13 protein-coding genes are annotated in these 11,287 nt (G+C 49.8%); 6 read left to right on the plus strand and 7 right to left on the minus strand.

Features of this window, described 5'->3' with window-relative positions; translation table 11 throughout:
* The 4 genes from D568_RS20535 to D568_RS0116590 form a co-directional block, all read left to right on the plus strand.
* The coding region (locus D568_RS20535; protein WP_020210729.1) for a response regulator at positions 1-2,749 on the plus strand (2,749 nt) is incomplete at its 5' end.
* A gap of 1 nt (position 2,750) precedes the next feature.
* On the plus strand, positions 2,751-3,743 hold the full coding sequence (locus D568_RS0116580) for a chemotaxis protein CheB (protein WP_020210730.1): 993 nt from the start codon (positions 2,751-2,753) through the stop codon (positions 3,741-3,743).
* A complete protein-coding gene (locus D568_RS0116585) occupies positions 3,721-4,209 on the plus strand; it encodes a chemotaxis protein CheW (RefSeq protein WP_020210731.1) in 489 nt (162 codons plus the stop codon). Before D568_RS0116580 ends, D568_RS0116585 begins: the two co-directional genes overlap by 23 nt.
* Entirely contained in the window at positions 4,206-4,733 is a 528-nt protein-coding gene (locus tag D568_RS0116590) for a hypothetical protein (RefSeq protein WP_020210732.1), read from the plus strand. Before D568_RS0116585 ends, D568_RS0116590 begins: the two co-directional genes overlap by 4 nt.
* Positions 4,734-4,741: 8 nt before the next feature.
* Here the strand turns inward: D568_RS0116590 and D568_RS0116595 are convergent, their stop codons facing one another.
* Complete coding sequence (locus D568_RS0116595; protein ID WP_020210733.1) at positions 4,742-5,467, minus strand: 16S rRNA (uracil(1498)-N(3))-methyltransferase; 726 nt, start codon at positions 5,465-5,467, stop codon at positions 4,742-4,744.
* A gap of 93 nt (positions 5,468-5,560) precedes the next feature.
* On the opposite strand from D568_RS0116595, the gene D568_RS0116600 reads away from it, so the two are divergent.
* Positions 5,561-6,094: a glutathione peroxidase gene (locus tag D568_RS0116600; protein ID WP_020210734.1), complete on the plus strand. Its 534-nt coding sequence runs from the start codon at positions 5,561-5,563 to the stop codon at positions 6,092-6,094.
* A gap of 13 nt (positions 6,095-6,107) precedes the next feature.
* Here the strand turns inward: D568_RS0116600 and D568_RS21555 are convergent, their stop codons facing one another.
* From D568_RS21555 to D568_RS0116620, 5 genes are read right to left on the minus strand one after another with little or no spacing between them, the layout of a single operon-like run.
* The gene (locus D568_RS21555) at positions 6,108-6,293 is read right to left on the minus strand and encodes a zinc ribbon domain-containing protein (RefSeq protein WP_083915392.1); all 186 of its coding nucleotides are present in this window, start codon (positions 6,291-6,293) and stop codon (positions 6,108-6,110) included.
* Positions 6,293-6,865 carry a porin family protein gene (locus D568_RS0116605; RefSeq protein ID WP_020210735.1) on the minus strand — a complete coding sequence of 191 codons (573 nt, stop codon included), beginning with the start codon at positions 6,863-6,865 and terminating at the stop codon, positions 6,293-6,295. Before D568_RS0116605 ends, D568_RS21555 begins: the two co-directional genes overlap by 1 nt.
* A gap of 37 nt (positions 6,866-6,902) precedes the next feature.
* Positions 6,903-7,211: a hypothetical protein gene (locus D568_RS0116610; protein WP_020210736.1), complete on the minus strand. Its 309-nt coding sequence runs from the start codon at positions 7,209-7,211 to the stop codon at positions 6,903-6,905.
* Positions 7,212-7,225: 14 nt separating this feature from the next.
* Positions 7,226-7,594, minus strand: coding sequence for a PH domain-containing protein (locus D568_RS0116615; RefSeq protein ID WP_020210737.1), 369 nt, complete (start codon positions 7,592-7,594; stop codon positions 7,226-7,228).
* Between the two features lie 8 nt (positions 7,595-7,602).
* Positions 7,603-7,917 carry a DMT family transporter gene (locus tag D568_RS0116620; RefSeq protein WP_020210738.1) on the minus strand — a complete coding sequence of 105 codons (315 nt, stop codon included), beginning with the start codon at positions 7,915-7,917 and terminating at the stop codon, positions 7,603-7,605.
* 164 nt (positions 7,918-8,081) lie between these two features.
* On the opposite strand from D568_RS0116620, the gene D568_RS0116625 reads away from it, so the two are divergent.
* Positions 8,082-9,635: a cation:proton antiporter family protein gene (locus tag D568_RS0116625; protein WP_020210739.1), complete on the plus strand. Its 1,554-nt coding sequence runs from the start codon at positions 8,082-8,084 to the stop codon at positions 9,633-9,635.
* An 8-nt stretch (positions 9,636-9,643) separates the two neighbouring features.
* On the opposite strand, the gene D568_RS0116630 is transcribed toward D568_RS0116625, so the two are convergent.
* Positions 9,644-11,248: a hypothetical protein gene (locus D568_RS0116630; protein WP_157497961.1), complete on the minus strand. Its 1,605-nt coding sequence runs from the start codon at positions 11,246-11,248 to the stop codon at positions 9,644-9,646.
* Positions 11,249-11,287: the final 39 nt, after the last annotated feature.

Genomic DNA, 11,287 nt, shown 5'->3' on the forward strand with positions numbered 1-11,287 from the left:
AGCCGAAGCCGAAGCCGAAGCCGAAGCCGAAGCCGAAGCCGAAGCCGAAGCCGAAGCCGAAGCCGAAGCCGAAGCCGAAGCCGAAGCCGAAGCCGAAGCTCTGAAAGAGGAAAATCCTTCAGAGCTTGAGGAAAGTGAAAGCACTTTAGCGTCTGTAGAGGTAACGGCGAACTCTGAGGTGCCAGATTCAGGCCTCGAAGACGAGCCTGCGGCCAGCGATGAACTGCAGAACCCCATTACCCCTGAAACGACCGATAACGCTCTAGAACAGCCTACCCAGGTTGGGGATTTTGCCGCTGATATTGAAGTTGAAGATGAACTCGACGAAGAAATTCTCGAAATCTTTCTGGAGGAAGCTGAGGAGCTTTGTGAAGAAATTGAGCGTGCGCTGCACGACTGGGAAGAAGATTGGTCCAACCGAGAGTGTGCCGAAGAGCTCAAGCGTTGTTTACATACCCTAAAAGGTGGCGCGCGACTGGCAGGTTTAACGGAACTTGGTGACTTAACCCACGAGTTTGAAACCCGGCTGATCGAAATGAATATTGACGATATGGATCAGCCAACTTTTGCCACACTGGTTCGATATCAGGATCAAATTCACCATGGGGTCACAGTGGTACGTGCCAAATTAAGCGGCGAAGCATTACCCCCACCCCCTGAAACGCCTCGCGAAGTGATAGAGCCCGTCACGTCTATGGATGCTGAACAAGAGCCAGCATCGGACGCGCCCGCTCCACAAACAAAAGAACCCGTTGCTGGGGATGCCGGTAAAGTCTTGCCCTTTGCCCCCAAAGTTAAACCGCAACCTGCTTTTGGTGGCGGGCAGCCTTCATCGACCGGTGGTGGTGCCCAGGTGGCCACTACCGCTGCGCAGGCTCAGCACTTGGCCGCAAAACGCAGTGGCCCTCAGGAAGTGGTTAAAGTCTCCGCTGAATTGCTGGAAGAGCTGGTAAACCTTGCGGGTGAAACCTCTATTGCTCGGGCTCGTATCGAGGAGCAGGTAGGCGATGTGGGTATTGCTCTGGAAGAAATGGATGCAACGATTGAACGTTTGCAAGAACAGCTTCGCCGGTTGGATATTGAAACGGAAGCGCAGATTTTATTCCGTCAGGAGCAAATGGCGCAGCATGAAGATTTCGATCCGCTGGAAATGGACCGATACTCCGCGCTGCAGCAATTGTCCCGCTCGCTGGTAGAGTCTGCATCTGACTTGCTTGACCTGCGGATGACCTTGGTTGATAAAACCCGTGACACTGAAACCTTATTGTTACAGCAATCGCGCATTAACACCGATTTGCAAGAAGGCTTAATGCGCTCACGAATGGTGCCATTTACAAGGCTGGTACCTCGGTTGCGCAGAATCGTACGTCAGGCGGCATCTGAGCTGAATAAAGATGTGAGTTTTGAGCTGGACAATGTTGAAGGTGAGCTGGATCGCTCTGTGCTCGAACGGATGATTGCTCCCTTAGAGCACATGCTTCGTAATGCGGTTGATCACGGCATCGAACCTGCCAAAGTTCGCCAGGCAAACGGCAAGAGTGAAGCGGGTACTATCTCGCTCAGCTTGTCCCGTGAAGGCGGTGACGTTGTTTTGCGTCTTCGGGATGATGGGCGGGGCATTAACCTTGAGCGGGTGCGTGAGAAAGCAATTGAGCGGGGCTTGATGGCCAGCGATGCTCATTTGTCTGATCAGGACATTATGCAGTTTATTTTGCATGCGGGGTTTAGTACGGCAGATAAAGTGACGCAAATCTCAGGCCGTGGTGTCGGCATGGATGTGGTTCACTCAGAAATAAAACAATTAGGGGGCGCTATGTTTATCGCCTCTGAGCTGGGTAAAGGGACTGAGTTTACCGTTCGCTTGCCTTTCACCGTGTCGGTGAACCGTGCATTGATGGTAGAGATTGGCGATGATCATTACGCGATCCCACTGAATACAATCGAAGGGATTGTTCGTGTAAGTCCGTTTGAATTGGAACATTATTACCAGGATGAAAGCGCTCGCTTTGAATACGCCGGTGAAAATTATCTGGTGCGATATTTGGGCTCGCTACTCGATAGCGATGCTATCCCCAAGTTGGATGGCCAGGCCCTACCCTTGCCCGTAGTGCTAGTGCGCAGTGCTGAGAATACTGTTGCATTGCAAGTGGACAAGCTGATGGGTAGCCGCGAAATTGTGGTAAAAACCCTCGGCGCTCAGTTTAGTTCTGTTCGTGGAGTCTCGGGTGCAACTGTGATGGGTGACGGCTCCGTGGTTGTTATTCTAGACCTGCATGCCTTGATTCGTGAGCAGCTGGCGCTGGGACTTGCTGAAACCACCTTGCTTGAGCCCTTCAAGCAAGGGGCGCAGAACGAAATCGACGAAGATGATGAAAAAACCGTTATGGTTGTCGATGACTCGGTAACCGTACGTAAAGTGACGGGTCGTTTTCTAGAGCGCGAAGGCTACAATGTGATTACCGCAAAAGACGGTGCGGAAGCTATTTTGCTGCTACAAGACCATATCCCGGACGTGATGTTGCTGGATATTGAAATGCCGCGAATGGACGGCTTTGAAGTAGCGAAAAATATTCGTACCAGCTCTCGTCTAAAGCATTTGCCAATTATCATGATCACTTCACGTACCGGTGAGAAGCATCGAGAGCGAGCCTTAGGGCTTGGCGTTAATCGATATATGGGTAAGCCCTATCAGGAAGATGCTTTGCTGCAGAATATTGAGCAGCTGATCACAGAGGCTGGGGAGAAATGAGATGCCACGGTCGCTGCGACTGGGCGTAATAGTTGACAGTGAAGCAAAGTTAGCACTCATTAAAACCGTAGCCGTTCAGGTGGGACAAAAAATAGAGTGCAGCGTTTTAGTCAGCGCAAACAGCGGCGGGGTGAGCCCTTCTGAATTAGCGCAACTCGAGACGATCCAAGAGCTAGACGCTTGGTTGGTGGCCTTAAATTATGCGGATGCACAGGCGGCTAAAACCGAGCAGGTTTTGCTAAGTCCCTCTTTAGCGTCTGATATTCCCGTTATCGTGTGTGACAGCAGCGAGCTCAGCTATGGGCCAGTGCAGCAATGCCAATGGCTAAAAAGGCTTAAGTTACGCCTACAGCGAGTTCAGGGAGACGTCAATCTGCTTAGCCGCAGAGCAGCTTCAAGCGTATGGTTATTGGCCGCGTCTACCGGGGGGCCCAGTGCTGTTTGCGAGTTTCTGCAGGCACTTCCCAGTGAACTGGATGTGGCTTTTGTTTATTTGCAGCATATTAACCAAGGCTATTCTTCGGCGCTAATAAGTATGTTGTCGAAAGCTGGCCATTACCGCCCCAGGTTAGCTCATCAGGGAGGTGTGTTAGAAGCCGGAACTGTGACTCTGGTGGATCCAGCGTATCGAATAGAAGTGCAAAATAATGGGACTTTGGTTTGCTTTGACGATCCCTGGAAGGGGCCTTATCAACCGTCAATTGATCAGCTGGCGGCGAATGTCGCTCGAACTCACTCATTTCGTGGCGGTATGATCGTTTTTACGGGAATGGGGGAAGATGGTGTGGCTAGTAGTAGACTGGTTGCACAACAAAAGGGCTTGGTTTGGGTACAAAAGCCCGAGACCTGCGTCGTTGATTCCATGCCCCAGGCGGTTTTGCAGACCGGGTGTGCGCAGTTTTCTGGTTCGCCGATCGAGTTGGCGCAGGCATTGAGTAAGCATTTACATCATTTACAGGAGCAGCAGCTTAATGAAAGCTCAGCAACATATTGAAACTGATCAGGTTCAGGAAGTCGCAAGTTTACTGGTACCTTTGAGCGATAAACTCCTGTTGATGCCCAATGTGACTGTCGCTGAAATTGTTCCTTTGGGCGAGTTGGAGCAAGATGATGCCGCCCCTGACTGGCTTTTAGGACGGATGACTTGGCGTGAACTCTCTGTGCCGTTGATGTCGCTGGAGGTTTTAAACGGTCATGAGGCACCTGAGGTGAGTCGAAGTGCACGGGTGGCGGTGTTAAATACCACCGGACTGAGCGATGAATTAGGGTTTATCGCTATTCTGACTCAAGGATTGCCGCGCCTGGCTCGCGTTATTCCCAGTGAAATCTCCGAGCGCGAAGATCTCACCCCTGACACTTACGATGAAATGGTGGTGAGCTGGTCGGGAGAAACTGCGGTAATCCCTGCTGTGGCTCAACTGGAGCAAACCTACCTTAACTATTTACTTGGGGATGTATGAAAGCGACAGCGTGGTACCTAACGGGGCTACTGATTGCTCTGGTAGGCTGTGGAGCAGAAAGAGATGAGCCTTTTGATCCGGACCTTCCAGTTGATGACGAGGGTGATTCGACTGCAGTGCGTATCGATGCCACTAAGGTGATCGATGGTCAACAAACGTTATTTGACATCGAAGGTGAAAAGCAGACACATGTCTTTCGTGATCAAGAGGCCTACTGGCTATTTCTGGATCGCTATACTGATCTTCTACCCGTAAATGAGCCGGACTTTGATGAGGGTCAAGTGGTGCTGGTTGATTTGGGGGAGCAAGAGGATTCGCAGTGCCAGGATTATCTGAGCCTGGAGTCCGTGGCCGCCTATGAGTCTGGTGATAGTGGTGCTCGCCTGAGTCTTACATACAACCTGAACGAGGCTGTGGAAAGTAATGGCTGCCCCGATGAGGAAGCCGAGCTGATACGTCCGTATTATTTTTATTATATTGCTACCCGTCGCCCGATGGTCGTGTCTGAATCCATTAATGAATAAGACCGACTTTATAAGTCTCCCCACAGGTATTGCAAAAGGCTAATCGCAACTATGGGTGCGGTTTCAGTACGCAACACACGGGGGCCCAAAGTGAGAGGTTGAAAGCCCATTGCTTGTGCGGCCTCTATTTCTCTTTCGCTTAAACCTCCTTCGGGACCGATCAGTAAAGAGACATTTTCTGGTGAGGGTTGCGCGGATAACCCCTGCTTACCACGATGGTGCAGAACGAATTTAACGGCGCCTGCTGCTTTATCAAGATGGCTTTCCAGGCTGGTAAGCGAGGCAAGTTCGGGCAGCCGGTTTCGTTGGCTCTGTTCACAGGCACTGATTCCTATTTGCTGCCAATGCTGCTGTTTTTTTTCTAAACGATCACCTTTTAATTTTACTTCCGTGCGTTCTGTCATCAGAGGGATAATACGGTTTACGCCAAGCTCGGTGGCTTTTTGCAACACAAAGTCCCAGCGCTCACCGCGAGACAAGCCGATGGCCAGCTCAATGTTTAAGGGTGACTCTCGATCTTCGTCGACAAAGGCCTCCAGTTGCACGCGTACGGTCTTTTTATCGGTATCGACAATGCAGCCATGATGCTCGCCGCCCTGACCATTAAACAGCGTCAATGGGCGACCTTCACCCATGCGCAATACGCGAGTAATGTAATGTGCAGCATTGTCCGTTAGCGTGGTGATTTGACCGTGATTGAGAGGCTGGTCGACATAGACTCGTGGAATTCGCATAACGCCTGTTTTTAACTGTGGTTTGAGCGTAAGATCATATCAAATACTCGGTTGCCTAGGTGGCTCGAGCTAACAATACGTCAGGAGGTGGGTATGAAAACTTGGGGTTTACTATTGGCGATGGTGTTAATGCCGCTTAGCGGCATCGCACAAACCTGTCCTCCACAGTTTCAGGGGGAGTATCGGAAACTGCATTCATCCGATTCGGTCAGTCTTTGCGATCTTCTACAGGGGGCGCCTGCGCTAGTCGTCAATACAGCCAGTCACTGCGGTTTTACGCCACAATTCAAAGCATTGGAAGCCGTGCATCAACAGTATAAAGATGAGGGGCTGGTGGTTGTGGGTTTTGCCAGTGACGACTTTAAGCAGGCGGCCAAGTCAGAAGAAGAAGCGGCAACCATTTGTTACACCAATTACGGGGTGAGCTTCACGATGCTTGCCCCAACTGAAGTAACTGGTGAGCAGGCAAGTGCCTTATTTAAATGGTTGGGGGGGCAGAGCGAAGAGCCGAGCTGGAACTTCAATAAATATGTCATCAACCCAAAGGATGGGTCAGTAACCCACTTTTCCAGTAAAGCAAAGCCCGATAGCTCCGCGCTGAGAAGTGCTATTGAGGCGGCATTATGATACTCATGGGAGGCTACTCTTGCCGGAGATCCACGTGCAAATAGCCTTCTGCCTCCTGGGTTATTTGAACCTCCATAGGCTGGCAACACACGTGGCAGTCTTCAGTATAAGTCTGTGAGCCCGCTGACTCATCGATAAGCAATGTCAGCCGGGCATCACAAAATGGGCAGTTAACATTCTTTTCTGTCAGAAAATCCATTAAAAGCGATAATCGAGCGATGCAGTGATTGTGGTAAATCGGTACTCGTTAGCATCCAGCAGGTTGCGGTATTCAAAGTTCACATTTAAATGCGGGTCGAGAATAAAGCCTACCCCCAGCCCCCAGGAAAAGTCATCTTCTGACAAAGTTATTTCATGATTATCGCTTTTCATTGTGAACTCGATGTCGGCATAACCTAACAGAGCATAAAATCGACCGGTTTGGTTAACCGCTTCAGCACGGTAATAAACGGCACTATAGTGATCCATCTCCATTGTTAAAGAGTCGCCGGTTACCACATTTAATTCCGGTAGAGGTTGCGCTACTTCAGTGCTCTCTTCACCTAAACCCAAGCCATACCTAACCTCTGCACCCAGCCAAGGGTTAAGTTTGTAGCCGCCAAACACCTCGCCCCCCCACATGTTTGCTTTAGCAAAAGAAGGACTGTCGTCGACGTTAATGGCTGATACCCCGGCCCCGGCAAAAAAGCCGCGGTTATTATCGGCGTAACTAAGAGGTGCCAATAGGGTCAATGGAATTGCCAAGGCTGCGATGGAGTTACGGTAGTTCATAAAAATAACCAGTGTATGTTGGGTATATGACGAGGGTCTAAAAAATCCAGGCAATCATCAGCCATAGAATTAAAAAAAAGCTGAAGAAGCCACCGAGTACGAATTGAAGCTCACCAATAAGGCCGTCACCAGAGCTAATTGCAAACACCACCAGAAGTGTAACGGTAACAAAGAAGGCTATTATGGCGGCATTTTTTAGGCCTAATCCATCATCGAATAAACCGCTGGTGCTTTCGGCGATCAGTGGCACCATAAAGAAGCTGGCTAATACCACCAATGCAAGAATAACGATCAGTGCGATAAGCGTACTTCTGGCTTGACGTTTGTCTTTATCGTCGCTGCTCATGGGGTTGGTTTAACTCAGTCGTTTGCTTTAATAATGTCGCGCACGGTATTGGGATCAGGAAGGCCTTTGGCCACGATTTCTGGGTTATCGCCAGCGGTGTAGAGTTCGACAGTGCCGGTGCCAAAAATACGGTTCAGAAAAGACTGTTTTACTCTGACTGTACGAATGCTTTTGATGCTGAGCTCTGAGCGCTCTTTGCTCAGTAGCCCTTGCTCGTACAGGACATCTGCCTCAGTGATGACTAATTTAGTAGATTTATTATTGATATGCCAAATCAGCAGAATGATTAACCCGAGGCCGAAAGCGGCGATTAAGATAACCGCTAATAAAAACCCAAAAGGGTGATCCTTCATAACCGGATGGGCGGAGTAAAGCTCTTTCATAGGGCTGCCTAATTGGTTAATTTTAATCCGACAATGCCGACGAGTATAAGGGCAATACAGCCAAGGCGCAAAGCGCTCAAATGCTCACCAAAAATCCAGGCGCCGACCATTACAGTGCCTATGGCACCGATACCCGACCAGATGGCGTAAGCGGTGCTTAACGGGAGTTGGCGCAGAGACAGCCCCAGCATAGCAAGGCTTACGATTATAGCAATAACGGTGATTAGGGAAGGGCCAAAACGAGTGAACCCGTCGGTATATTTGAGGCCAGTAGCCCAGATAATTTCAAACAAGCCCGCGAGAATCAGAAACAGCCATGACATGGTTATCTTCCTAGAGGCCGTCCTCTAAGTCGTCGGCTTTCGCCGTATACCGGCGGGTCGTCCCGGCGGATGCCATTGGTAAATACACTCAAAAATGTCGTCATGAGTGATAGTTGAGTTGGTATAGTACTAAAACTAGTCGCATTAAGGAACAAAGTACTTTTATGTTGGAAGCTATCTGGATTGCCTGCGCATTTGCATTAGGCTTAGCTGTGCGTGCCATCGGCCTGCCACCATTGGTTGGGTATCTGGCTGCGGGGTTTGCGGTTACGGGTTTGGGGCAGTGGATACAATTTCCCGCCTATGACGGCAAGGTGATTAATCACCTTGCGCATCTCGGAGTGCTGCTGCTGCTTTTTACGGTGGGGCTTAAGCTTCGGGTGAGAAATCTAGTACAGCCCGAGGTTATTGGTGGCGGATTGCTGCATTTTTTAATCGCTGTAATCTTGTTTAGTCCGGCAATGTACGTACTGCTGGAGGTTAGTTACTACGAGGCGCTTTTATTAGGTGTGGCTTTGTCGTTTTCCAGTACGGTTTTGGCGGCAAAGGTGCTTGACTCTAAACGCGAACTGCGGGCGTTTCATGGGCGAGTTGCCATTGGTATATTGGTTGTTCAGGACTTGTTGGCGTTACTGGTGATCAGCTTGGCCGGTGATACCAGCCCCTCCCCCTGGGCGCTACTGGTACTTGGGTTACCTTTGTTGCGACCGCTCTTATTTAAACTCCTGGATGTTTGCGGTCACGATGAGCTTATGGTGTTGTTCGGTCTGCTGCTGGCCTTGGTCATTGGTGGGCTAGGGTTTGAGCATCTGGGGCTTAGCTCTGAATTGGGAGCTTTGGCTTTTGGAGTGCTGTTGGCAAAACATAAGCGAGCGACTGAATTGTCTAACTCACTTTGGAGTATTAAAGAAATTTTTTTGGTGGGGTTCTTCCTGCAAATCGGCATGAGCGGTTTGCCAGGTATGGACGCACTCATTTTAGCTCTGCTGGCAACCGTACTGCTGCCTCTCAAGGGAGCTGTGTTTTTTCTACTGCTGGTACTCTTTAAACTGCGTGCGCGCAGTGCCTTTTTGTCTTCGCTGGCGCTAACAAACTACAGCGAATTTGGTTTGATTGTCGCGGCTATTGTCTTACCGGAGTGGTTGGTGCCACTTGCTCTTACGGTTGCTGTTTCTTTTGTGATTTCGGCACCGCTGAATCGTATCGCACATCCGTTTTACGAGCGTTTATCGAAAAAGCTATTGCGGTTTGAACGTGATATTCACCACCCGGACCAACAGCCTCTGTCGTTAGGCGATGCTGAAGTACTGATATTTGGGATGGGAAGAACGGGAACCGCGGCATACGATCAGTTAAAAGAGCGAACCCCCCGTCTAATTGCGCTGGACTCCGACCCCGGCAAAGTTGATCGGCATCGTAAAGAGGGGCGTAATGTGCTGTTCGCGGATGCGGAGGATCAGGTATTCTGGCAGGGCCTTGAGATGAATCGAGTGCGAGCGGTGATTCTCAGTATGAGCGATATAGAAGCCAAAATTATTTCGGTGCGCCAGCTGCGTCAACGTGGCTATCAAGGTTTTATTGCCTCACATACGCTCTACCCCGATGAAGCGGATAAAATTAACACCGCGGGCGCGGATGAGACCTACCTGACAATGTCAGAAGCGGGAGTCGGTTTGGCCGAACATGTTCAGGAGCAATTACAAGAGCGCAGCGCCTGATCTTGGTGTCAGGCCTGCGGCAGGTTGTCTAACCGCTTGAGAATGTGAGGGAGCTGCTCCAGCGCATCCAGATAGCGTTGCTGGCCCACGTTCTGCAGCAGGCAGGCAACGTAACTGGCAAGTTCCGCTGAAGTTTGCTCACTTTCCAGGCTGATGTCTTTTAGCGCATCTTTAAGGCCATTTTGTCCGTAGGGTGTTGTAGGGTATTGGCTGCCGAGAATGTCCATACCCCATTGTCCCCATTGGTAGGCTAAGCCGTCCGAGTCACTTATCAACACAGTGTAAGGTGTTATCTGTGGGTTGTATAAACAAACAGGCAGTGTGGCTAAAGCGCTTTTCAACATAGGCAGCGCTTGCTGTATTTTCTGTATTTGCTGTTGCTCTTCGGCATCGGCCGCTATGAGCAGCTGCTCGAATGTTGCCGCATCCAGTTGTTGCCATAAAAGTGGGTGCGCCTTTTGGTAGGCGCTGCGAAGTTCTTCGGGGATGGGCCAGCTGGCAAGGGCTTGTTTTATTTTCGGTGCTAGGTGTGCAAACTGTTCCGTTTGCACCGGTGGGGAGAAGCCATCGGTGGATAAAAGGTGGACGGCGAACCCGTTCAGCGAACCGGCGTAAATAAGATCTGGTGCAGGCAGCGCATCGGCGCCTGGGCTGGTTAACAAGCTAGCCTCATGTTGAGCCAGCGTTTTCTTGTTTTTATCAAACAGTTTCACAACGCAGCTTTCTCGGGTAGCTTTGTTTTCTACCCAGAGAGCAAATACGTTAGCCACATTGGTTTGCAGCCACCGGCTGTTAATCTCTTTTGAATTGTTAATTTCCCACTGCGCTTTACTTAATAATTCCGGTAACCAATGGTTGCGCGCGTCGGCGGCTAGCATACCGGTAAGGTCACTGTGGTCTGGAATGTTTTTGCTTAATAGAAGGTGCTCTTCAAAAAATATGGCCGATACCTTTTCGCGCTTGTTGGCTATGTCTGCAAGGTCAATAGCCGCTGCGCAAAATTTGCTGGAACCCTGGCGAGACAAAATAAGCGCAATAATAGTGAGCAAAATGGATGGCGCTGCAAAATAAAGATGATCAATAACGATAAAGCCAAAACTGATTAAAAAGCTGGTGTTTCCCAAGTTCTGTATGGCGCGATTGTAAACGACAGGCTTTTTCTGCTGGCGACTTTTCGCCAAAAACCAGTTTGCGATAGGTGCGCTGACAATAATAAAAGTAATAAGTGTGAGGCAGAGCCCAGGGTAAATAACACCAACCACCACAAATACCAAACTGTTAAACAGTATCGCTGCGATAGAGGTGACTATTTTCTGGTAGGCGTTTTTTGCCAGCTCCTCTTGGTTTTCAAACAGAACCACTTTTCCGGTTTGAGCGACGATTTTGTCACAGGATGCATGGATGAGACGAGCGCAAAATTTATCGGTGGCTAAGTACACGATAAACATAAGAACCGCTACAAGAGACAGCAGAAGAATAAGAGAGTTTATGGATAACTGATCAAATGGCGAGGGTATGTAAGAAGGTATTTCAGGCATACCCAGCAGCATAACGACCTTAATGGGCAATAAGGTGCCAATCATCAGAGCGGCTTGGCTTACCAGAGACAGCATAATCGCTGAGTAAGAGTGCGCGGGGGTGGATTTTAGCAA

Source organism: Gilvimarinus chinensis DSM 19667 (assembly GCF_000377745.1).
In the GTDB taxonomy this organism is placed as follows: Bacteria; Pseudomonadota; Gammaproteobacteria; order Pseudomonadales; family Cellvibrionaceae; genus Gilvimarinus; species Gilvimarinus chinensis.

Coding starts and splice junctions, on each gene's coding strand:
- D568_RS0116580 (WP_020210730.1), top strand. CDS start 2,751: ATGCCACGGTCGCTGCGACTGGGCGTAATAGTTGACAGTGAAGCAAAG.
- D568_RS0116585 (WP_020210731.1), top strand. CDS start 3,721: ATGAAAGCTCAGCAACATATTGAAACTGATCAGGTTCAGGAAGTCGCA.
- D568_RS0116590 (WP_020210732.1), top strand. CDS start 4,206: ATGAAAGCGACAGCGTGGTACCTAACGGGGCTACTGATTGCTCTGGTA.
- D568_RS0116595 (WP_020210733.1), bottom strand. CDS start 5,467: ATGCGAATTCCACGAGTCTATGTCGACCAGCCTCTCAATCACGGTCAA.
- D568_RS0116600 (WP_020210734.1), top strand. CDS start 5,561: ATGAAAACTTGGGGTTTACTATTGGCGATGGTGTTAATGCCGCTTAGC.
- D568_RS21555 (WP_083915392.1), bottom strand. CDS start 6,293: ATGGATTTTCTGACAGAAAAGAATGTTAACTGCCCATTTTGTGATGCC.
- D568_RS0116605 (WP_020210735.1), bottom strand. CDS start 6,865: ATGAACTACCGTAACTCCATCGCAGCCTTGGCAATTCCATTGACCCTA.
- D568_RS0116610 (WP_020210736.1), bottom strand. CDS start 7,211: ATGAGCAGCGACGATAAAGACAAACGTCAAGCCAGAAGTACGCTTATC.
- D568_RS0116615 (WP_020210737.1), bottom strand. CDS start 7,594: ATGAAAGAGCTTTACTCCGCCCATCCGGTTATGAAGGATCACCCTTTT.
- D568_RS0116620 (WP_020210738.1), bottom strand. CDS start 7,917: ATGTCATGGCTGTTTCTGATTCTCGCGGGCTTGTTTGAAATTATCTGG.
- D568_RS0116625 (WP_020210739.1), top strand. CDS start 8,082: ATGTTGGAAGCTATCTGGATTGCCTGCGCATTTGCATTAGGCTTAGCT.
- D568_RS0116630 (WP_157497961.1), bottom strand. CDS start 11,248: ATGCTGTCTCTGGTAAGCCAAGCCGCTCTGATGATTGGCACCTTATTG.